We start from the raw sequence: 23,345 nt of genomic DNA, 5'->3' as shown, positions 1-23,345 counted from the left end.
CTAATACAGTTCGTACTTGAGTAAAGTACATTCTAAGGTTCCATTATAAACATGAATCCGCCGTGCTGTCTTGAGTCCCACTTTTTTACCTAACTCCTTATTCCCTGTTAAAATAAACGCATTCCAACCCTTAAAACGCTGTTTAAAAACATCGCCTAACAGCTTATAAAGGTCTGCCAATTCGCTAGCATCTCCCAGACGTTCGCCATAGGGAGGATTGCAAATCAGTACGCCGCTATCTGCTGGTGCTTCCAATTGTGATAACTCCGTTAGAGCAAACTTAATCTTATCTTTAAGACCAGCCTGCTGTGCATTGGTGCGAGCTTGGGTTAAAATTTCAGGATCGCGATCGCTACCGCCAATTACCGCTTTCAACTCCGACAATTCGCTATTTTCTGCTTCCTCCCATAACTGCTCCCAAAGAGCTTCATCAAAATCTCGCCAAGTCATAAACCCAAACTTTTCTCGAAACAATCCGGGTGCAATATTCAAAGCCTTTAAACCAGCCTCTAAAGGCAGAGTTCCAGAACCGCACATCGGGTCTAAAAAAGGTAAATTAGGATTCCATTCTGCCATCTCTAATAAAGCGGCCGCCAGAGTTTCTTTCAGAGGAGCCGCACCCACAGCCGGACGATATCCCCGCCGATGCAAACTGCCACCAGAACTGTCTAAGCTTAAAATACAGCGGTCTTTATGAATGTGAACGTTAATCAGCAAATCAGGATTTTTTGTGTCAACATTAGAGCGCTTCCCAAAATTACCTCGTTGTCGATCGGCAATTGAATTTTTTACCTGTAGAGCAGTATAATGAGTGTGGTTCAGTTTTTGATTGCCCCCCGTGCAGTCCACTGCCAGAGTATTGTCAGTATCCAGATATTCCTCCCAATCAATTTTTTGCACTTCCCGGTAGAGCATATCGGAGTCATCACACTGGAACTCAGCTATCGGAACCAGCACTCTAAATATCATCCTCGCCCAAAGATTCACGCGATAAAGTAAAGCGCGATCGCCCGCAAAATATACCCCCGTAAAATCAGGACGAACATCTTGAGCTCCCAGCCGTTCTAATTCTTGAGCAGCAAGTGGTTCTAAACCACGAGCAACAGTAGCAAAATATTTAGTCATTGGTAATTGGTAATTGGTAATTGGTAATTGGTAATTGGTAATTGGTAATTGGTAATTGGTAATTGGTAATTGGTAAATTGAGTGCATATACGTTATTATATCCAAATCATAACTATATATCTAGGGGAGGGTAGTCAAAAGTTTCAAGATCATTGACAATTGAACAAATCCCACCTTCACCCCCAACTTGAGTTAATTATGGGACACTTTGCAGAAGTTCTTTCAGAACCCATTGTTCCTTTTGTAGTTTTACTTTTGGTGATTTTGAGTGTGCCCATCATCTTTGAGCGCTTCAAGATTCCCGGATTAGTTGGTTTGCTAGCTGCGGGCGTTCTCCTGGGCCCCAACGGGCTACAATTACTTGACAAAGAAATGCCCACCATGAAGCTGCTATCAGATATCGGTTTACTTTACTTGATGTTTGTAGCAGGTTTAGAAGTAGACATTGAGCAGTTCCGTAAAAAGAAACATCGTTCTATGGGTTTTGGCAGTTTAACTTTTGCCGTACCCATGATTGCTGGAACCGCTGTCGGTCGAATTTTTGGTTTTGATTGGAATGCTTCAATTTTAATAGGTTCGCTGTTAGCTTCTCACACTTTACTCGCTTATCCTATTGTTAGTCGCTTGGGAGTAGCTAGCAATGAATCAGTCATGGTAACAATCGGTGCTACCATTTTTACAGACATTGGTGCATTGTTGGTATTAGCCGTTTGTGTTGCTATTCATGCCGGAGAATTCTCACCCATCAATTTTGTCACTCTGCTGGTAAGTTTAGCTATTTATACAGCCGTCGTTATCTTTGGCTTTGACTGGGCAGGTAGAGAATTTTTCCGCCGTACTGGAGATCAAGAAGGCAACCAATTTTTATTTGTATTGCTAGCCGTTTTTCTAGCATCATTAGGCGCTCAGCTCATTGGTGTAGAAAAAATTATTGGGGCATTTCTGGCTGGTTTAGCTGTTAATGAAGCTGTAGGAGAAGGTGCAGTTAAAGATAAAGTTGTTTTCGTAGGTAGCGTGTTATTTGTTCCGATATTTTTTGTGGATTTGGGGTTATTAATTGATGTCCAAACTTTTATAAAAAGTATTGTTTCTGTAACAATTCCCCTGACGATTGTTATGGCTTTAATTAGTAGTAAGGGGATAGCAGCCTACTTAGCTAAACTTATCTACGGCTACAACACTAAAGAATTTCTAACTATGTGGTCGTTATCTTTGCCTCAAGTTGGTGCAACTTTGGCAGCGACTTTGGTGGGCTACCGAGCTGGGCTGCTTACTGAAGACATTTTAAATAGTGTAATTGTTCTAATGTTAGTAACAGCAACATTAGGTCCAATAGTTACCAGTAGAGTTGCAGTAGGGCTAACAACTACCTCGAAAAATGTGGAAGCGGAAACCTTTTCAAAAAATTGGGAATCCACCGCCGAAAATCCTGCATTAACGGTAGTTGTACCAGTGTACAATCCCGATACAGAAAGATATCTAATTGAGATGGCAGCTCTGTTAGCTCATGGCAATAGCGGTCAAATTGTACCGCTAGCAATTACCGCACCTCACACTCAAAACATGGATGCGCCCCAGTTAGAAATGGCTTTGCACCGGAGCGAAACATTGCTGGAAAAAGCCCAACAAATGGCAGTAAAACTTGGTGTCAAATCTCAGCCAACCCTAAGAATTGATAATGATATTTCCCAAGCAATAGCCCGTGTTGCTCGCGAACAAAAAGCGCATTTAATTGTTATGGGTTGGGGGAAACGGACGGGACTGAGAGCTCGCTTGTTTGGCAATGTAATTGACGGCGTGCTGTGGGCCGCTCACTGTCCAGTGGCGGTGACGCGCTTGCTGGTTGAACCCAATAAAATTAAGCGCGTTTTAGTGCCGGTGGAAAACTTGAACTCTGAAGCAGTGCGGCTAATACAGTTTGCCAGAGCGCTAGGAGATTCTCAACTGCAAATCACTGTGCTGCATTTGTGCAACCGGGGAATTAAGGATTCTGGGATTGCTTGGATTCACTCGCAATTATTGCTTTTGGTTGCTAAATCAGGGGTGGAAGGTAAGGCGGAAGTTCAGATTGAGGTGAGGCGAGGTGTAGATGTCGTTAGGGAAATTGTCACTGCGTCTGGTGCTGCTGATTTGGTGGTGTTGCGATCGACTAGAAACCGCACGGCGGCGGGATTAGCAGTCAGCGATGTCACAACTCAGTTGCTTGGACAGTTGACCTGTTCGATCGTGATGTTGGGAGAACCACATCGACTGACTAATATCTAGTTGTATTGTCAAAATCTATACCAGGCTCATCATCCTAAGAGAAGGTATAAATGAAGTTACATCCATTAAAATCAGAAGGAATCAATCTGTAACGATGGGGCTACCTGTGGCAAAGTCAACTGAACCCAGTAACGCTGAAAATTTGCGCCCAGAGGCGACAAGTTCTCTGGCTCGCACTCCTCTGTTCGATCTATCTTTAGAACTTAAAGCCCGGATGGTTCCCTTCTCCGGCTGGGAAATGGCTGTACAATACAGGGGGATTAATACCGAACATCAGGCGGTGCGATCGCGTGCGGGAATGTTTGACATTTCCCACATGGGGAAATTCGGCCTCAGAGGTAAAAACCTGATAGAAAAACTCCAGACTTTAGTACCTTCGGATCTGGGCCGTTTGCAGCCCGGTCAAGCTCAATATACTGTCTTGCTAAATGCCAAAGGCTGTATATTAGATGACATTATCTTTTATTATCAAGACCCCGACCCTACCACTGGCGAACAGCGAGGGGTGATGATTGTCAATGCTGCTACTCGTGCTAGGGATAAAGCTTGGATTGGGGCCCATTTAGAATTGAGTGGGATTAGTTTCATCGACATCTCCAAGGAAAAAGTGCTGATCGCTGTTCAAGGGCCGCAAGCTACAGCACATCTGCAACAATTTGTCAAGGAAAATCTAGCAGCAGTGAAGTTTTTCGGTCATTTAGAGGCAACGGTACTCGGTGAGCCTGCTTTTATTGCCAGAACGGGCTACACTGGCGAGGATGGATTTGAGGTGATGCTAGATGCGATCGCAGGGAAAGAACTGTGGCGAAATCTGCTAGCTGCGGGCGTGGTTCCTTGCGGCTTAGGGGCTAGGGATACGTTGCGCCTAGAAGCGGCTATGTGCCTTTATAGCCAAGATATTGACGATACTACCACACCCTTAGAAGCTGGATTGGGTTGGGTAGTTCATTTGGATAGTAAGGGCTATTTTATTGGGCGCAAAGTTCTAGAACAGCAGAAGGCGACGGGAGTAGCGAAGCGTTTGGTAGGCTTAGAAATGGAGGGAAGACATATCGCCCGTCACGGCTATCCAGTTTTGTCTGAGGGTGTAGTCGTGGGGGAAATTACCAGTGGCACATTATCTCCGACTTTAAATAAGGCGATCGCGCTGGCTTATGTTCCGACTCCCCTAGCTGCGATCGGTCAGCAGTTAGAGGTAGAAATTCGAGGGAAAAATTATCCGGGTGTTGTTGTTAAACGACCATTTTATCGATCGCCCAAAAGATAGAATAAGGAACCAGGAAAACACAAATTAACAGCAGTTTTGGTGGGCGCTGCTATGACGATATTTATTCTAATTGAATCAGCTAATTGAATCAGATAATTGCAGCGCCCACCCGACAAAACTTGTCCTCCTCTTCCTGCTTCCTTCTTCCTGCTTCTCTCTTCCTTCAGCTATAACAACTGTATAAACTTCCGTAAGCTTTCAAGATAAAGTTCTCCCGCTACGTTGGTCAAATCATTGTGGCCTGCTGTCTCTATCCATAAAGAAAGTTTAGGTTCCTTAGCAGTAGCAAAAAGTTTCTCCCCGTGCCAAAATGGAATCACTTCGTCAGCCTTGCCGTGTATTACTAATACTGGACAATTAACCTGTTCGATCTTATTAAGATTAGCAAACTTATCAAAAGGTAAAATCGGTATAACTGTCACTGTCCGAAATGCACTAATAAAGGTACTTTCTAGAATCAATCCAGCAGCAGGTTTTCGCGATGCTAAATCAACGGACGGCCCGCCACCGACAGAACGACCATAAATAATAATTTTCTGGGGTGGAACTCCTAACTTTTGCGTTAAATAATTGTAAGCAGCCTCAATATCTTTGTAAGATTCTGACTCAGAAGGCTTACCTTGACTGGTTCCATAGCCTTGATAATCATAGGCAAATACTGAAACACCTAAACTGCGAATAGTTGTCAATATTGGTCTAATATCTCCCAAATCCTCAGCATTGCCATGACTATAGAGGATAGTATAAACTCCTTTTGGGTTTGGTAGATAGATTGCCGAAATTTGTACTTCTGGTGTAGAATTTAGCTTCAGAATCTCCCTAGAGTCTTGATAGCTGGTAGACTGAGGTTGAAATATTTGGCGATCTGTTAAGAAAAAGGCGTAAAAACATAGAAACCCATAGACAAAAATGATAGAACGTATCAGGCGTTTCCACGAAAGTTCTCCTATTAAATATCGCTTAATGGTTTTTTTGTCCATAAATAAACTAGGTAACATCATATGTTGTCTAAATTATGCTACATATTTTTATATCCTATGGTCAAAAGCCTATGCAAAAAAACGATCGCATCCATTGGCGATAGTTCTGGCAGATTAAGGTAAAACATTCTAGTATGGCTGAGCAAAGTTTTGTTTGAGGCGTGAGGAATTGATATGGACTTTGAATATCCCAGTGACTTGAAGTACCTAGACAGTCACGAATATGTACGGCTGGAAGGAGAAATTGCCACCCTTGGCATCAGTGCCTTTGCTGTGGATCAACTGGGCGATATCGTGTTTCTGGAGTTGCCAGAAATTGGCGACGCTTTGGAAAAAGGAGAAAGATTAGGAACTGTTGAGTCAGTTAAAGCTGTGGAAGAACTCTATTCTGCGGTTACGGGTACAGTAATAGAACGTAATCAGTCCATTATTGATGCTCCAGAACAGTTGGCTGAAGATCCTTATGGCGAAGGGTGGCTGTTGAAGGTACGCATTAAAGATGCTAATGACTTAGATGATGCTTTATCAGCCCAGGAGTATCGCCAGCAGGTAGAGGGAGAGTAGGACACTTGACGGGGCGATCGCGCCCCGTCAAAAATTATGCGTCCGATCTTTTCAATCATTTACTTTAAATTTCGACACTTGGTTTCGCAAACCGATCGCAGCTTCGCTGAGTTGCTCAATTGCCAAAAAAGTCTGATCCAATGAGTTTTTTATGTGCTTCATTCCCAGAGCAAAACTACTCATTGATTCACTGATTATTTGTGCATTTTGAGACTGATTTTTCATGGAAACATTTACTTTCTCAAACTCAGGCGATAAAGTTTGTACCTGCTCGATAATTTTACCGGTTTGCGTACTAATTTTATTAATATTATCAACACCTTGAAATAATTTTCCCATAAAGCTATTCATCTCTGTCACACCTTCTGAGACTGCTAATTGCATTTCCTGAACTATTTGTTCAATATCTATAGAAGAAACAGCAGTTTGATCTGCTAGGCGGCGAATTTCACGAGCAATAATAGCGAAACCTCGTCCGTATTCACCCGCTTTCTCTGCTTCAATCGCAGCATTCAAAGACAAAAAATTTGTTTGCTCTGCTACCTTGGTAATTGTACTAAGTACAAGTGCAACATTTCCCGCTCTTTGATCGATGGTTTTTAGCTTAACAGAAATATTTTTGGAAGCATTTTCCATTTCTTGCATCACCTCTTTCATCTGGATTACATCTAATTGACTATCGCTGGCAAATTTAGCTGTTTTCGTGGACTGGGAAGCAACCTTATCCATCTCTTGTACCAGCTTGTCTATTACTTGCGAAATTTCCTGAGCTGATTTAATCACATCTAGCATTAATTCTGTCTGTTGGGTGACAACTACCTCTTGTTTTTTAGCTGTTGCCAACAATTCTGTGGCTGATATAGAAACCTGAATTCCTGATTCTTGGGTTTGTTTGAGCAAAGAATTTAAGTTGATTTGCTGAAAAATGGCGAACAAAAAAAAGCAAGACGTAGCCAGAGGAACTAAACTTGATAGCAGATAAATCAAGCGCAGATTTTCATAATATTTACTCCGTTTTTCAAGCAGCTTATCTAATTCTTTTCTGGTCACTGTCCATAGTTGCGAACCTTGAATAACTACGTCTTCTCCCTGTTGAAAAAAACTGGCTCCAAGTAGTTCTATCCTACCTGTTCTAGCAACCTGGATTAAGCTTTCGGTAAATTTATTGACAGCAGTTTCATAATATTTAAGCACAGGTGGAAGATTTTGTAATGAAGGCAGCTTGCGATAAAATTCATTCTCGGCGAGAAGAGAATTAGAAATTCCTTGCTGAATACGCACCAAATCGGTGTTTTGTAGTGAGGAAGCATAAATTTCTAGCTTTACCTTTTGTTCGTAGGTAAGCTGTTTATATAAACTTAATTTTTGGGTATATAATAAAATTTCTCCTATTTGTTGTTGAGCTTGCGGAAGACCTGCAAGGACAACATCCATCAAATAATAGGAATCGAGTGCTGGATCTAAAATTAAATTTGAAGTATCCCCAACTCTATTGATTAGTTCCCTTATACGTTTTATCAGATCGCTATATTGTTGACTTAACTGTTCTGTAGTTAGGCTATTTTTACTGTTTTGTAAACTTTTCCAATTTTCGGTAATCGTGGCAGGAAGTAATTCTGGGTTCCCGGCTGCTTTCAGCGATGAAGGAGTTATTTTTAAATTTTCACCGATAACTTGTGTTTCTTTTTCTAAATTTTTTAGATTCTCTTCTATAAGATTACTGGTGATACTTAAATTATTTGAATTGTAATTGTTTTTTGGGGGTATATTAGTCACCAATCTCTGCTCTTTGGAGACTAATACTAAAAGTTGGCTTAAAGGTGAGAGCAGTCTATTTCCCAATATTTCCACTCTTCCAAAATTTATATCGTCGTTAATCCCAGAAACTGTAAAATATAACAACATCAATATCGGTACAGCAAAGGAGATAACGCTAAGTAAAAGCTTTTGCGATTGCGATATTTTTAGGAATTTTAAAGTTGTTTCCATAAAATTTTAGCTCTTTTTTACAATAATAATGATAGCACAAAAGCATCCTTAATCCCTAGCTGCGGTAATGTGGGGATAGGTATCGTCGCGGATCGAACCCCTGCTGTTAATATGTTACCAATGCAAAATGCTGAGGTGGAGAAGAGCGATCGCACTCTCTGGGAGAGAGTAACCCCATCGATAATATTGATTTAGCCTGTAATTGCCAAAGTGCGATCGCGATACCTGATAATTTGGAAAAATGTTACAAAATAATAAGCACTCAGTACTGGAGAATCACCCTTGACACCCTATAGCCCTGAAATTAAGTCCACTCAGCAGCCAACTCCTGCCTCTACAGGTGGCTTTGTGAATCGGCATATTGGCCCTACTGCTGCTGAAGTCCAGCTTATGCTTGATGTTTTGGGTTCTCCCACCCTCGATCGCCTCATTGACAAAACTGTACCCCAAGCGATCCGCCTCAAGCAACCCCTCAAATTGCCCGCAGCCACACGCGAATATGCCGCGATCGCGCAACTTAAAGAAATTGCCTCTAAAAATCAAGTATTTCGCTCATTTATTGGCATGGGATATTACGACTGCATCACGCCGCCAGTAATTCAGCGGAATATTCTAGAAAATCCAGGTTGGTACACAGCTTATACGCCTTATCAAGCCGAAATTGCCCAAGGTAGATTAGAAGCTTTGCTGAATTTCCAAACCATGATTATCGACCTCACAGGATTGGAAATTGCTAACGCTTCCTTACTCGATGAAGGCACAGCAGCGTCAGAAGCCATGACTATGACTTATGGCATCAGTAAAAATAAAGCCAAAGCATTTTTTGTTTCTAAAGATTGCCATCCCCAAACTATAGAAGTAGTACAAACTCGCGCTCAACCATTGGGTTTTGATATTATTATTGGCGACCATCAAACCTTTGAATTTGACAAAGAAATTTTTGGGGCGCTGCTACAATATCCCGCTACCGATGGCATAATTTATGATTATAAAAATTTCATCGAACAAGCCCATAATCGCGGTGCTTTAGTAACAGTCGCCGCAGATATTTTGAGTCTTTGTCTGCTTAAACCCCCCGGTGAATTTGGCGCTGACATTGCCGTAGGCAGCACTCAGCGCTTCGGAGTACCGATGGGATATGGGGGGCCTCATGCAGCTTATTTCGCCACGCGAGAGGAGTTTAAACGGCAAGTTCCGGGGCGAATTGTGGGGGTTTCTAAGGATGTAAATGGGAAACCAGCTTTACGGTTAGCACTGCAAACTCGCGAACAGCATATCCGCCGCGATAAAGCTACTAGCAATATTTGTACTGCCCAAGTTTTGTTAGCAGTAATGGCTAGTATGTATGCTGTCTATCATGGGCCGGAGGGATTGCAAAGAATTGCCGAGAGAGTTCACAGGTTTACTGCTACTTTCGCAATTGGATTGGAACGCTTAGGATATAAAATTGGCACTGAACCTTTTTTTGATACTTTTCGCGTTGAATTAGGTTCAAAAAAGTCGCTGGCAGAAATTATAGAAGCTGCTGATTCACGTCAAATTAATCTAAGAATTTTTGATGAAAAGACTGTCGGGATTTCTATTGATGAAACTACGAGTGTTGGAGATTTGAGAAATCTCTGGTATGTGTTTGCGGGCTTCGATCCTAATTCCAAGGATTTGTTTGGATTTCGTACCGAAGAAATGCTTTTACAATATCAACCTTTTGCCCGTACTAGCAGTTATTTAACTCATCCTGTATTCAACCGCTATCACTCGGAAACCGAACTTTTGCGGTATTTACACCGACTGGAAAGTAAGGATTTATCGCTAACTACATCGATGATTCCTTTGGGTTCTTGTACGATGAAGTTAAATGCAACTTCGGAGATGTTGCCAGTGACTTGGCCGGAGTTTGGCAAGCTGCACCCCTTCGCACCTTTATCGCAAACTCAAGGCTATCAAGTTCTGTTCCAACAACTTGAAGAATGGCTAGCTGAAATTACTGGTTTTGCTGGCATTTCTCTACAACCAAATGCAGGTTCTCAAGGCGAATATGCAGGTTTATTGGTGATTCGGCAATACCATGAAAGTCGAGGTGAAAGTCATCGGAATGTTTGTTTAATTCCTCAGTCTGCACACGGTACAAATCCGGCAAGTGCGGTGATGGCAGGGATGAAAGTTGTGCCTGTTGCTTGCGATGACCAAGGCAATATTGATGTTGAAGACTTGCAGAAAAAGGCGGAAAAACATAGCAGCGAACTGGCTGCTTTAATGGTGACATATCCCTCTACTCACGGCGTTTTTGAAGAGCAAATTCAGGAAATTTGCGAGATTGTCCATGCTAAAGGTGGACAGGTTTATATGGATGGGGCTAATATGAATGCCCAAGTTGGTTTGTGTCGGCCGGGAGATTTTGGGGCGGATGTTTGTCACTTAAATTTGCATAAAACTTTCTGCATTCCTCACGGTGGCGGCGGCCCTGGCATGGGGCCAATTGGGGTAATGTCGCATTTGGTAGAATTTTTGCCGACAATTCACCCCCCCCAACCCCCCCTTAGTAAGGGAGGGGGAAATGAAGTTGAAGAGGCAAAATCTATTGGTTATGTTTCGGCTGCGCCTTGGGGAAGTGCTAGCATTTTGACTATTTCTTGGATGTATATTCAGATGATGGGTGGGGAGGGTTTAACTGAGGCAACTAAGGTGGCAATTTTGAATGCTAATTATATTGCGCGGCGGTTAGAAAGTTACTATCCTGTTTTGTATAAAGGCAAGGCGGGCTTGGTTGCCCATGAGTGTATTTTGGATTTGCGATCGCTAAAAAAATCCGCTGGTATTGAAGTGGAAGATATTGCTAAGCGCTTGATGGATTATGGTTTTCACGCGCCTACTGTTTCTTGGCCTGTTGCGGGTACGGTGATGGTGGAACCGACGGAAAGCGAATCGAAGGAGGAATTAGACCGTTTTTGTGAGGCGATGATTGCGATTCGCAAGGAAATTGAGGAGATTGAAAATGGTAAAATGGATGCTACCAATAATCTGTTAAAAAATGCACCGCATACGGCAGAATCGCTAATGGTATCTGAATGGAATCACCCTTATTCTCGCGAAGCAGCAGCTTATCCTGCGCCTTGGACGCGAGAATACAAATTCTGGCCGGCGGTGGGACGAATTGATAATGCCTTTGGCGATCGCAATTTTGTCTGTTCTTGTTTGCCAATGGAGGCCTATGGCGAGGGGCTAGGGGCTAGGGGCTAGGGGCTAGGGAAAGAGGGGAATAGGGGAAGAAGGGGCTAGGGTTTGGGGAATAGGGGGAATAGGGAATAGGGGAAGAGGATAAGTGGGTTTCAGTAGTTTATGATATGAAAAATTGAAGATGCTCATGCTTTTTCCTTTTTTCCCTGTTCCCTGTTCTTTATTCCTTCGCCACAACGCGATCGCGACCTAAAGATTTTGCCTCGTAGAGGGCCTTGTCAGCAGCAGCAATCAAAGTTTCCGGCAAAGCCTCAGCAGCGTCAGCACTCGCTACGCCTAAACTGAGGGTGATATACTCCGAGACAAAAGATTGCTGGTGGGGAATTGCTAAAGTCTGGATGCGACGGCGGATTTCCTCTGCCACTGCGATCGCATCTGTAATTCCTGTATTCGGCAGAATAACTGCAAATTCTTCCCCTCCATATCTCGCTACCAAATAGAGGCGTTCCGGCGGAATTTCGCGGCAAGCATCGCGGATGGCAGTGGCTACTTGTTGCAAACAAGAATCACCTGCTTGGTGGCCGTAAGTGTCATTATAAGCTTTAAAACAGTCTATATCACACAAAATCAAAGATAGCCGTATGGGTTCAACTATTAACCGCTGCCACTCTTGGGTAAGAACTTCGTCAAATCGGCGGCGATTAGCTATTTTTGTCAGGCCGTCCAAGGAGGCTAAATTCTGTAACTCTTGGTTAGCTGCTTCTAACTGCTGGTAAAGTTGAGATTGCTCGATCGCGATCGCAATTTGAGTAGCCAATTGTTTTAGCAACTCCATCTCCCAAGACTGCCATTGCCTAGTGTTGTTGCAATGGTGAGCAATTAGCAAACCCCATAAACTATTTTGATTTTGACTGCCTCTATTAACAACTGAAGAGGAGGAAGGTGAATTTTTAACTGTTTGGTCGCTTTGAATAATGGGCACTACTAAATTTGCTCTCACCTTACAGTTGCTTAATAAATTGACGTGACACTCGCTCAAACCAGCATTGTAAATATCCTCTATAGCTCGAATTCTACCTTTTTGGTACTGTCCTACATAGGTTTGTCCAAAACAAGGGTCATAGAGATTTGTATTCAAAATTGACATTGTTCCCTTACTCGCCGATTCTACCACCACATCGCCACTCCAGTCTGGTCGAAAACGGAAAATAATTACTCTATCAGTTGCCAGAAATTGCCTCACTTCTGCGGCCGCAGTATTGAGAACTGCATTTAAGTCCAAGGAAGAGCGAATGCGAGCTTGAATTTGTCCAACTAAGCGTTCTCTTTCCGCTTGCTGGCGAAGCGCAATTTGGGCGAGTTTGCTCTCCGTAATGTCTAAAACATACCCATCGCAATAAGCAATTTCGCCAATACTATTACGGGTAACTGAGGTGAAATCGTACACCCAGCGGATTAAACCATCTCCTTTAACAATCCGGTAATTGTGTTCAAAAGAAGTCGCTCCTGCTTCGCTATAACTTTGGAATTCCGCCACGACTCTCGCTAAGTCTTCCTGATGAATAATATTAGTATAAAACAATTTACCGCTGATAAAATCGCTAGCTTCATAGCCGAATTGTACGACATTTGGGGAGACGTATTCCACTTGCCAATTTTCTTGGGGTCGCCAGCGAAAAATTGTAACTGGGCCAGTTGTAAACAGGTTTCGCTCTCGTTCCAAAGCTTCTTCTGCAAGTTGGCTATATTTTTTTTCTGAGCTTGTTTCCACATTAGTAATTGGCACAGATAGGATTTCACAAATTAGTAGAATTAAGGGTAATTGGCAATTACCACTTACCAATGTTCTCTCTCTGGCGATTTCTTCCCCAGTTAGTGGCGGCAAGGCGTGTAAGATCGATTTTACAGTCAGAATGCTACCATCTTTGCAAGTTATACGCGCTTCTCTTAAGGCAGAGGTTGGAGATGAATGGCTGTTTGTCTGCTGTGCGAAAGCGAAAAACTGCTCTTCTAGGCAATCGCGACATTCTGAGTTAAAAATGCTAAAAATTAGTTGGGAAGTTAACTCTCGTTGACTATAACCGATGCGGTTTGCACCAAACTGATTTACGGAAAAAACAATACCTCTAGCATCTATAACAAAGTAGATGCAGGGAAGATTTTCCCACAGCATTCGATACCACTCCCGTTCAGGCATTCCTTCTGTGGAAAATTCTCGCATCTGGGGAACGCTGGTACAGTCATCGGAAGAGTGGAGATTCTCTCTTTCTTGGTCGCTTGAGTGGGATTTTCTGATCGACACTTTTGGCTTAAATCGTTGTTTATCAACTGTATCTATGTAGTCAGATTTAGCTTTTGCTTGAAACTAAACTAATGCTTTTGGTTCCAAAAAGCTGCAAATTGTAACAAATTTATAACCTCTTCATTTTCAGTGCTAAGGAGTCTGGTGCATCCTTTGTCTGGAAGCTCGACTGTTTGCGATCGCAGCACTCGGAGCCATAAGCTCTTCATTAATGCCAATCGATCTCTTTTTTCCAGTATCCTCCACAATGGAAGAAATCGGTACTACAGGATTTTCTACAATACATGATACTACTTAAATACTTAGTTTTGGGCCTGACCTACTTGGGTTTGGGTTTGGGATACTTGCCAGGACTGCGAATGAACCGTGCTGCGATCGCGATCGCAGGTTCTGGTTTGGTTGTGGCTTTGGGAATTCTTAACCTTAACTCAGCTTGGGAAGCAATTGACGCTGGAACTATTGTTTTCCTATTAGGGATGATGGTTGTTAATTCGGCTTTGGGAGCCTCTGGTTTTTTTCAATTAGCTCTAGTCTTTTTGACTCGCTTCGGTAAGAGTCCCTTGGGAATTTTGGTGGCTATCACCTTTGGTAGCGGCATTTTATCAGCATTTTTCCTCAACGATACAACCGCTATTTTATTAACGCCTTTAACATTGACTTTGACTCGCTCTCTGTCTGTGAATCCATTACCTTATTTATTAGCTTTAGCGGGAGGTACTAATTTGGGTTCCGTCGCGACTATCAGTGGGAATCCGCAAAATATTCTGATTGGTTCTTTTTCGGGAATCGGCTATTTAGAATTTGCGCGATCTCTTGCACCTGTTGCTTTAATTTGTCTCTTGGTTCAGGTGGGTTGGCTGTGGTGGCTTTATCCAGAAGTACGTTCTTTGAAACCTTTTCCCACTTATCCCTTAGTTCGTTATCGTCTTTTTAAACCTTTATTATTTAAAAGTTTATGGGTGACGGCGGGACTTTTAATCGCATTTTTAACGGGATATCCTTTAGCAGATTCGGCTTTAATTGCTGCTAGTATCTTATTGATTACTCGTCGAGTCAATAGCGATCGCATTTTGGGTAATATAGACTGGAACCTGCTAGTAATGTTTGCGGGATTGTTTGTGATTACTCATGCTACCCAGGAACTAGGAATATTAAATAATTTAACGGGTTCGATCGAGCAGCCACCAAGTTTATTGGCAGTCACGGTAATTCTTTCTAATTTAATTTCTAATGTGCCGGCTGTGTTGGTTCTCCAGTCTCTTATTCCGAAAGGAGATACGCAAGCTTGGTTGCTATTGGCGGCTGCTTCTACCCTGGCGGGGAATTTAACTTTATTGGGTTCTGTGGCTAATTTGATTGTGGCGGAGGTGGGGGGTAAGCAAGGTTATCGGCTGAGTTTTCAGGAACATTTACGATTTGGCTTGCCCTTGACTTTGGTCACTTTGGTCATTGCTTATTTTTGGATATATTGAATGTTTAATGAAGAGGGGCTAGGGGCTAGGGGCTAGGGGCTAGGGAAGATGGGGAGGATGGGAAGACGGGGGGATTTTTCCCCAGTTAACAGTTAACAGTTAACAGTTAGCAATTACCAGTCGTACCTCATCTAACTGAGAAAGGCTATACCTTTATTTAAAGTGTCACTTTCGTAAGTCATGTTCCAATTCTTCTAAAGCCTGAAGATTTCCCACCACCCAAGAACGGGCTACCGCAGCGGGTATAATCTTAGTAATAGCTATCCGTGAAAAAGTAGGACTAATATCAGATTTTACATACTCTCCATCCCTCAGCAAATAAATAGTTAACCTCCCACTATCATAAACCCATACTTCAGGTACTCCAATCCCTTGATATGCTTCCAGAGTTGTTTTAGAAGTGACATCAGCTTCGATAGCCAAATCGGGAGGTGGATCGTTAGGTTCAAGTCGGCGACGACCAATCATCTGCTGATAATTCTCAATATAAAAACAAGCATCGGGTTCAATACCTGCTCTACCTTCTTTTTTAAACGTAGTAGAGCCAAAAGGTTGATAACGAATACCAGCCGCCCTCAGCAAAGTTTTGACAATATCTGAAATTAAATCTCTCGGAATTTCGTGTTCGGGTAAGGGAACCATAATTTCTAAATTACCTTGGCTATAAGCAACTCTCGCCCGTCGTTTTTGTCCTAATTCTTGTAAAATTGACTCGAATTCCAGCCAACTTACATTGGCGATCGTGACGGCGCTACCGGGAGCAAACTTCATGAGACTAATTGGTTTGGCAACCAGATTTAAAGTAGTCATAAGCAATTATCAATTAAAAATTTTAATTTTGTCTGAAAAGGGAACAAAACTGTCAAGTCTGCGCTATTATTAGTAGAGGAGATATTGCCTCCTACAATCTTTGAGGCGGATAAATTTAGTTTAACGTTTTTCTAGCTACAGGTCAACCCGATGTCGATTTCCAAAATAGAAGCCAAGCAACTACTCGAACGTTTTGTTTTCGATGACGATCGTCCTCAAGATTGGGTACAGGATGTTTGGGGATTAAGTCCAATGCTGGGAGAAAGCGCAGCTAAATTGTTAGGTGTCTTTGCAGCTTTGATTGAGTGCTGTCCTGAAGAAGAATTGGAAAGTCTACTCAAGGAGTTATATCAGGAGTATTTTGAATAACCTACTGGGTAATTGGTAATTGGTAATTGGTAATTGGTAATTGGTAATTGGTAATTGGGATACACAGATTTTACAGATTCCTCTGATTTCACAGACTCAACGATCGTGACTCTAACTAATCCGTGTAATCCGTGTAATCGGTAAAATCCGTGTTCATAATTGGTAATGGCTAATCGCTAATTACCCATCTTCCCCATCTTCCCCATCTTCTTAGCTCTTCACAACAGCAAAACTAACAATTTTCCAAGGTGCAATCTTAAAAGCTTGCCCATCCCCCCGGCAATTAATTCTCTCTTGCTCTTCTCTCGGCATTTTTGCAGTTAGTTCCTCATCCTCCCCTTCTTCTAACAAATTCACTGACTGCACAATTGCCAACCCCAAATCGCTCTTCAATTCCAACCTTCCCTCTCCTCCGCAACACTCATAACACCGTAAAATCCAAATATTCTCATCGTCCTCCGACTGCTTAAACGCCATCAAAACTAAATTTTCCCCCGATAAGTCCAACAACTTACCTACAGGTGGTAGACTCTTACCTCCCTCTTCTCCTATCGGCAACGCCTTCACCTTTAACGGCAAATTCAACTCATAGCCGCGTCTAACTGTCTGAGCATCTTGCCAACTTCCTGCGTGAGGATAAATGCCATAAGTAAATTGATGAATACCTCGATCTGCTGCTTCATCTGGCCAGGTGGAACCCCTTAACAAGGTTAGCCGCAATTGATCTGATTGAGCGTCATAACCATATTTGCAATCATTCAATAAACTCACACCGTATCCACCAACACTTATGTCAGCCCAGCGCAAAGCTGGTACTTCCCATTTAGCAAATGACGGGTTTTGTTCCGCACTTAATCGCGTCTTCCGCTCAATCGCACCGCAGGGGATTTCATAGGTTACTGCGTCTGTTTCTAAATTAAGTGAAAAAGCTACCTTTACTAATACATGACGTTCTTGCCAATCTACAATTGTGGCAATTTTTAGCACGGGTGACGACTCTTCGAGGATGTAATCTTGGCAAAATTCTGACTCACCAATTTGTCGCACTACTCGCAATCGCTGCTGGATTTTTCCTTGCTCTATCCAACGAATATCTTTTAATATGGGTGTAGGTAAAGGATGTTCGGCATAATTTGGATCGATGTTCCAAGCATCCCAATATTGGCCGCTATCTTGGAAAGCTTGCAGTTGATTTCCTCCGCCTTGATTGAGGATTTCCCTGCTGTCAGCTTTATCAAAAATACTGGATAAATTGCCAGTATTACTCTCCACTTTTACCCGGATAAATTCATTCTCTAAAATCCAATCTTTTGCCTCAAAATATTTTTTTTGTTCAAAGTCGGGATCTCGTGCTAAAATTACGGGTGTAACCTGGGGTAGCTTGACTTTTTTCTGGCTCTCTTCCTCACTCGACGCATTCTCAAGGGTTCCAACTGCTTGCGGATATAACCAAAACAGCCGATAGCCGACAGGCGGTATCTCTGTCGCCAAAAATAACAGCGTAGCCGGAGAGTCATGCTCAGGATTAGAGAGCTGGGAAGTTAGCCTTTCTCCAGACAAATCACAGATTTGCCAGTCCATATCTCCTCCAACTTCTGTTAAAAGCTGGGTAGAAGTTGGTAAAGGTAGAGCAACTACCTCAGACCGCGACCAGTTGAGGGTATTGAAAATTAGAATTGGTTGCGCCTGGGGGTGCGGCGGTGGAGGTAAAGTAATTTGAGATGCGATCGCATCCATCGCCGCTGTTAATATTTCCTCACCAACCCGTTCCACCTCTGCCCAACCTTGATTCGCTTCCGCGTAAACTTCACCGATGGAAGAACCGGGCAAAATATCGTGAAATTGATTGAAAAGAACCTGTTTCCAAGCTGTCTCTAATTCAACTTTTGGATAAACCAGACCTGCACTCAAAGTTGCCAAGGCCGCTAACAGTTCAGCTTCGTATAATAAGCCTTCACAACGGCGGTTCCAACGTTTTTGGTCGGCATGACTCGTGTAACAGCCGCGATGGAATTCCAAGTAAAGTTCGTCATTCCAAACCGGAATTGGTAATGGCGTATTTGTCTCATCTCTCGGCTGTACTTGTGACAACTCTTCTGACAACTTACCGCTAATCGCAGATAAATAATCAACCGCTTTAGTGAATTTCAATTCGGGAAAAAACGGCGAATGTTGCCAACGCTTAGCTACTTCCAACATATCGCGAGTCGGCCCACCGCCATGATCGCCAACTCCTGGCAACCAAAGAGCATCCCTCAAACCTGTTTTAGCTTCCCAATCGTAGGCATAACTTGCCATCTTTACTGCTTCAATGCCTTCGCCAATCGGTGCCGACATCAAGCTCAATATTTTAGAGCCGTCTGGCGACTGCCACCAAAATACACTGTGAGGAAATTCTGTTGTATCGTTCCAGCTTAGCTTTTGGGTGACAAAGTAGGTAATTTTGCCTTGCTTGAAAATTTGAGGTAACTGCCAACAAAAACCGAAAGTATCCGGTAGCCAAGCTACTCGCATTAATTCTCCAAATTTCTCTCGTGCGTAACGTTGACCGTAAAGAACTTGGCGGATAATTGACTCACCAGAAATGAGGTTTAATTCTGGTTCTACCCAAGTTCCCCCAACAATTTCCCATCGTCCGGCGGCGACTTGTTGTTTGATGTTTGCAAATAAGTCGGGGCGATGTTTTTCTATCCAGGCGTAAAGGGCGGGTGTGGAGTGGCAGAAAATCAAGTCGGGAAATTCTTGTAATAGTTGGAGTGCTGATTCAAATGTCCGCTGTGCTACTTCCCAAGTTTCGCTGACTGGCCACAACCAAGCTAAGTCTAAGTGAGCGTGTCCTAGTAGGTGAATTTGAAATTGTTTAAGGGAAGATTGAATTGTTGTTTGAATTGGCAAGGCTGGAGCAAGTTGATTTTGCAGAGGAGTTTCTCTTCCAGGTACAATTGCTTCTACTGCTTCTACAATTTCTCGATCTACAACTGCGCCCCCAACCAATTTAGAATTAGGAATTTTAGCTCTTAGATGAACAAACAAATCCTCGCTATCTCCCCTATCTCCCCCATCTCCCCTATCTCCCCCATCTCCCCCATCTCCCCCATCTTCCCCATCTCCCCCATCTCCCCCATCTCCCCCATCTCCCCCATCCTCACCATCTCCTTCTAAAAGTGATTGCCGAAAAGCGAAGAGCGATCGCTCAAACTTGGCTTTATCTGCCAAGGCATCCCAGTCAATTAATTCAATTAAAGAATCTAGATTTTTTCCCTTGACAACAGCAGGAGAAGACAGTAGGATATTCGTGCGGAGGTCTTGGGGATTTTTAACTCTGATTAAATTGTGCCAAGTTTCTAATTCGTCAGCAACAAAAGCGGGGTCGAGACAAGTCGGGTCGGCTGATTCCCACAGCAAGAGCGATCGCATCAAAGCACCAGCATCGTGACCTGGACTTACTAAGCGCAAAGCGAGGATAATTTCTTCACCGGGTATGGCAGCTTGCTTAAGCAAAACTCGCGCCGAGGAGTCAAATAAATCTCCAGCTTGCACCAACTCGCCATTAACAAAAATTGAGGCTGCTTGTGCCCACCAAGTCAAGCCAACGCGCAAACATAAACCATCTAAAGGATAGCCGTGCAAATTGTGGGGAACCACAATTCGTTGCCTTAGCCACAAAACTTGCTTACCAGACGACCAAGCGATATGTCCTCGCTCGTTAAGTTTGGCAATAGACCAACAGTCTAGCTCCTGAAGTGGCGCGATCGCCAGATCTCCTTCCCAAAAACCCCAATCACCCTGAATATTCAGCCGAGTCAACCGCCGCAATTTCTCAATAGCTTCAGAAATCTTATCGGTTGCCGCTGGCATAGGATCGCTCATATTTCGCTAAAATTTAATGGGGAATATGCAATCGCTCTAAAAATCTAAAATCTAAATCTAAATCTAAAATTATGTCTTCTTCTTACACCAAACGCTATCAAAGCAGATTGCTCAATTTTATCTCAGAGCAATCCCACAAAGTCGTTGACAAATTTGACCTCGCCTTGCGACACTTGAAGTTTGCTGCCAAAGGAGCATTACAGGCAAGTTTGTATCCAGTTTACCTCCTATTGCAAACAGCACGCACCATCAGTCTCCGATTCCAACCAGCCGAAACCACCTCAGCATCACAATTGCCGGAATCTACCGCCGCAGACAGCGAAAATCCTGTCGAAACCGACAGACCGATTCAACGAGTTTTGTCATTCCTGAAAAAATTATCCTTGCCTGCGGCAACAACTGAGTCAATATTACCAGCAATACCGGATATCGATCCTCAAGGCAAAGTCACCTTTGCCACCCCAAACTTAGGGGAAAATGGACAAGCAGACTTACCAGTATTTAAAGATTTAATCGCAACTTCAGCAGATAAACTAACCAAGCTTGACAAACCATCAAATTCAGGCATACTCGCACTCGGCCCTGCACCTGAAATTTCATTATCCCATCAACCCCAGATTTTAGGAATCGCCACTGCTATTGCCAGCCGCACCTTGGTACTGGTTGCTCCTGAAAATCAAACCCTAGATATTTTAACAGACCGCCAGCAAACAGAAATTCAAGCAGAAATCCTCAGCGAAGTTGCAGCCTACTGGCAACAACGGCAACTGCAAGCACAAAGCCCAGAACAATTTACCACAGACCTCCAGCTAGTCGCAAATCAAGCCAATTTATTGCCCTTCCTCCGCCAATTTGTGCGAGTAATGGCGTGGGTACAAACCAGTCCCCTCGCCGTGAAAGTAAATCTGTTTGGCGAAGCCAAATTACCAAGAACGGGTTATAATGCTAAAATACCAATTACCAATTACCAACTAGGACTGGAGACAGGGAATTACCAATTACCAATTCCCAATCTCCAGTTTACTCATGTCCAGTTTACTAATGGCGAGAAAGGCAAAGTACCACTCCCCGTTATCAATCCTCCTTTAGCCAAAGGAGAAAAAGGGAAAATACCATTCCCAATTCCCAATCCTCCCCCCACTGAGGGACAGGAGGAAACGCCATTACCAATTACCAATCTCATCCTAACTAAGGGCGAACAGCAGGAACGGCAATTCGCGATCGCCACTACATCTTTACCAGAGACGACAGAGACAGAATCACCCCAACCGCCCATAGCTGATTATATAAAGTATAGCCAACTCTCCTCAGCGGCATTCATCCAAACACAGCAACAATCGGCAGAAATCGCCAATTTAGAGCCAGAAAGTCGCCAATTAGTAGGGATTGAGAAATTTGAAGATAAATTTGAGCAAGTTGCCGAAGCGATTTTGTCAGCAGTTGACTACTTCTTTGGCGGTAAAACAGAACAAAGTGAGAAGGAGCTAGCCGCAGAAATATATGCAAAGTATAGCGAATCTCCCCCTTCCATCCCCCAACTGGAAGCCGTAGAAAGCGATCGCCCCCACGAGCAATCGTGGCTAACCTGGAGCACCCTATTGGGCGAAATCTCCCTTACCCCCAACGTCGCAGAGGACAACCCTCCCCCAGCCGAAATTAACTTAGTGAGTGCCTTAACTAGGGTACCCAGCTATGAACCCCCCTCAGAAACCGAAGAATTAAACCCAATATTCGTAACAGTACAGGCTACAGCAGCATCCAGCTATGCCCCATCCTCCCCAAGCGAGGAATTAAAGCCAGCATCCGTAAAGGGAAAACCCGCAGTATCACAAAACATTACTAAAGTCAATACCTCATTTACCAGCAAAACTCAACAGACAACAACCGCCGTCACCACACGAGAGCCAGCAACAAACAGCTCAGTGAAAGCAACACCCGACTGGTGGGAAGCACGAGTAATTTCCAAAGGCTACATCAAACACCCTCTAGAACAAGCCCTAGAGTGGGTGGATATTGCCATGCTGTGGCTAGAAGAAGTGGGGTTAGCAATTTGGAAGTGGGGAAAAACCCAGTTGGACAAAATTTTTAACAGCAAAAACTGACCGATCTTTAGATATTATGAACAAAGTTGTGGCAACTGTCACAACCGATCGACTCAGACTTTTACATCCCTGGAGAGAAATACTGTGATCACCCTTAAGATCGTTGTTAATATTGTTGTCCTGTTCTTTGCTTGTTTATTCATTTTTGGATTTTTGTCAAACGACCCCGCCCGCAACCCCAATCGTAGAGACATGGAGTAAAGCAGCGGTAAAATCTTACTTGGCAACTACAGGTAGGGGGAGCGCGATCGCACCCCCGATCGCAGTTGTCTAAGTACCAAAAATAGATAAAAAGCTGGAAAATTGTAGCTGTTTGTTATACTTTGCCTCGCTTACAGGCGAGGTTATCTTATGGCTGAATTAACTAGCGAAATTGATGCGATCGCCACCTACCTCTCTTCACTCACACATTTTTAACTTTTAATTTTTAATTGTTAATTCCCTATGCCCTATCCGGTACCGCCTCCAGAACCCCCTGCAATTGTCCGTACCCAGCAGGTTGAGGATATCACCCAGACTTGGGAGGACAGCAATGCGGCACCAATAGCAAAATCAATCCAGTCAGCCAAAGCGATTACACTTCAAGAGCTACCGACATCCAAGTTTAGCCCAGAGCCGGCCAATTCCGCCGAAGTGCTAGGGCCCCCAATGGAAACGGGTTTAGGGACTGGGCAAATGGACGAAGTAGCTAATTTTGACAGCAACAATGCTGTAATTGTGGGGTTTACGAATCCAGAAGCGCCTGTTTCAGAGACAGAGGAACTGCAAAGCCGGGGAATAGAGGATTTCTCCTTTACAACTTACCCCCTAGCAGCAGTAGAAGGTGCAACCCCAACAGGCGATCGCGAAGTCGGCCCAAGGCAAGACCACCCTTCAGAATTGGCTCAAGGAACGCCAGAAGCCTTGCCAACAGAAGTTCCTAGTGATTCTCAGCCAGAGGAAATACAACCAGAACAACCTCAAGATCGACCCCAAGGAGAGGGGGAGAGAGGGAGAGACATAGACATTCCCACCCTAGAAGAAACACCACCCCCATCTCCCCCATCTCCCCCCATC

General features: G+C 43.5%; 14 protein-coding genes and 1 pseudogene. 9 read left to right on the top strand and 6 right to left on the bottom strand.

Translation table 11 applies throughout. The features are described from left to right. Window positions 1-1,125, bottom strand: a complete 1,125-nt coding sequence (locus OSCIL6407_RS0108690) for a THUMP domain-containing class I SAM-dependent RNA methyltransferase (RefSeq protein WP_026103684.1) — start codon at window positions 1,123-1,125, stop codon at window positions 1-3. A 198-nt stretch (window positions 1,126-1,323) separates the two neighbouring features. Between OSCIL6407_RS0108690 and OSCIL6407_RS0108685 the strand changes: the two genes are divergently transcribed. Then, a complete protein-coding gene (locus OSCIL6407_RS0108685) occupies window positions 1,324-3,390 on the top strand; it encodes a cation:proton antiporter (protein ID WP_007353638.1) in 2,067 nt (688 codons plus the stop codon). Between the two features lie 106 nt (window positions 3,391-3,496). After that, window positions 3,497-4,657 (top strand): glycine cleavage system aminomethyltransferase GcvT, encoded by a 1,161-nt coding sequence (gene gcvT, locus OSCIL6407_RS0108680; RefSeq protein ID WP_026103683.1) that lies wholly within the window; start codon window positions 3,497-3,499, stop codon window positions 4,655-4,657. A gap of 167 nt (window positions 4,658-4,824) precedes the next feature. Here gcvT and OSCIL6407_RS0108675 read toward each other — a convergent pair whose 3' ends face one another. Further along, on the bottom strand, window positions 4,825-5,637 hold the full coding sequence (locus OSCIL6407_RS0108675; protein WP_026103682.1) for an alpha/beta hydrolase: 813 nt from the start codon (window positions 5,635-5,637) through the stop codon (window positions 4,825-4,827). 174 nt (window positions 5,638-5,811) lie between these two features. On the opposite strand from OSCIL6407_RS0108675, the gene gcvH reads away from it, so the two are divergent. Next, on the top strand, window positions 5,812-6,201 hold the full coding sequence (gene gcvH, locus OSCIL6407_RS0108670) for a glycine cleavage system protein GcvH (RefSeq protein WP_007353641.1): 390 nt from the start codon (window positions 5,812-5,814) through the stop codon (window positions 6,199-6,201). A gap of 51 nt (window positions 6,202-6,252) precedes the next feature. On the opposite strand, the gene OSCIL6407_RS0108665 is transcribed toward gcvH, so the two are convergent. Beyond that, window positions 6,253-8,190, bottom strand: coding sequence for a methyl-accepting chemotaxis protein (locus tag OSCIL6407_RS0108665; RefSeq protein WP_007353642.1), 1,938 nt, complete (start codon window positions 8,188-8,190; stop codon window positions 6,253-6,255). A 282-nt stretch (window positions 8,191-8,472) separates the two neighbouring features. Between OSCIL6407_RS0108665 and gcvP the strand changes: the two genes are divergently transcribed. Beyond that, window positions 8,473-11,427 (top strand): aminomethyl-transferring glycine dehydrogenase, encoded by a 2,955-nt coding sequence (gene gcvP, locus OSCIL6407_RS0108660; protein ID WP_019487125.1) that lies wholly within the window; start codon window positions 8,473-8,475, stop codon window positions 11,425-11,427. Between the two features lie 157 nt (window positions 11,428-11,584). Here the strand turns inward: gcvP and OSCIL6407_RS31800 are convergent, their stop codons facing one another. Further along, on the bottom strand, window positions 11,585-13,585 hold the full coding sequence (locus OSCIL6407_RS31800; RefSeq protein WP_007353645.1) for a diguanylate cyclase domain-containing protein: 2,001 nt from the start codon (window positions 13,583-13,585) through the stop codon (window positions 11,585-11,587). A gap of 365 nt (window positions 13,586-13,950) precedes the next feature. Between OSCIL6407_RS31800 and OSCIL6407_RS0108650 the strand changes: the two genes are divergently transcribed. Further along, window positions 13,951-15,138, top strand: coding sequence for an anion transporter (locus OSCIL6407_RS0108650; RefSeq protein WP_007353647.1), 1,188 nt, complete (start codon window positions 13,951-13,953; stop codon window positions 15,136-15,138). A 165-nt stretch (window positions 15,139-15,303) separates the two neighbouring features. Here OSCIL6407_RS0108650 and OSCIL6407_RS0108645 read toward each other — a convergent pair whose 3' ends face one another. Further along, on the bottom strand, window positions 15,304-15,948 hold the full coding sequence (locus OSCIL6407_RS0108645; RefSeq protein WP_007353648.1) for a Uma2 family endonuclease: 645 nt from the start codon (window positions 15,946-15,948) through the stop codon (window positions 15,304-15,306). Between the two features lie 150 nt (window positions 15,949-16,098). On the opposite strand from OSCIL6407_RS0108645, the gene OSCIL6407_RS0108640 reads away from it, so the two are divergent. Next, window positions 16,099-16,317 (top strand): hypothetical protein, encoded by a 219-nt coding sequence (locus tag OSCIL6407_RS0108640; protein WP_007353649.1) that lies wholly within the window; start codon window positions 16,099-16,101, stop codon window positions 16,315-16,317. A gap of 210 nt (window positions 16,318-16,527) precedes the next feature. On the opposite strand, the gene OSCIL6407_RS0108635 is transcribed toward OSCIL6407_RS0108640, so the two are convergent. Beyond that, window positions 16,528-20,187, bottom strand: a complete 3,660-nt coding sequence (locus tag OSCIL6407_RS0108635; RefSeq protein WP_019487121.1) for an alpha-mannosidase — start codon at window positions 20,185-20,187, stop codon at window positions 16,528-16,530. A 71-nt stretch (window positions 20,188-20,258) separates the two neighbouring features. Here OSCIL6407_RS0108635 and OSCIL6407_RS0108630 point away from each other — a divergent pair, with 71 nt between their 5' ends. The 3 genes and pseudogenes from OSCIL6407_RS0108630 to OSCIL6407_RS0108625 all read left to right on the top strand — a co-directional run. Then, the gene (locus OSCIL6407_RS0108630; RefSeq protein WP_007355160.1) at window positions 20,259-22,289 is read left to right on the top strand and encodes a hypothetical protein; all 2,031 of its coding nucleotides are present in this window, start codon (window positions 20,259-20,261) and stop codon (window positions 22,287-22,289) included. Between the two features lie 84 nt (window positions 22,290-22,373). Then, complete coding sequence (locus tag OSCIL6407_RS32405) at window positions 22,374-22,490, top strand: photosystem II reaction center protein I (protein WP_007355159.1); 117 nt, start codon at window positions 22,374-22,376, stop codon at window positions 22,488-22,490. 243 nt (window positions 22,491-22,733) lie between these two features. Beyond that, a pseudogene (locus OSCIL6407_RS0108625) lies at window positions 22,734-23,345 on the top strand (hypothetical protein); the annotation flags it as partial.

Source organism: Kamptonema formosum PCC 6407 (assembly GCF_000332155.1).
Classification (GTDB): domain Bacteria; phylum Cyanobacteriota; class Cyanobacteriia; order Cyanobacteriales; family Microcoleaceae; genus Kamptonema; species Kamptonema formosum.
The sequence above is the reverse complement of the archived record's forward strand: the minus strand, read 5'-3'. Positions and strand labels throughout refer to the sequence as shown.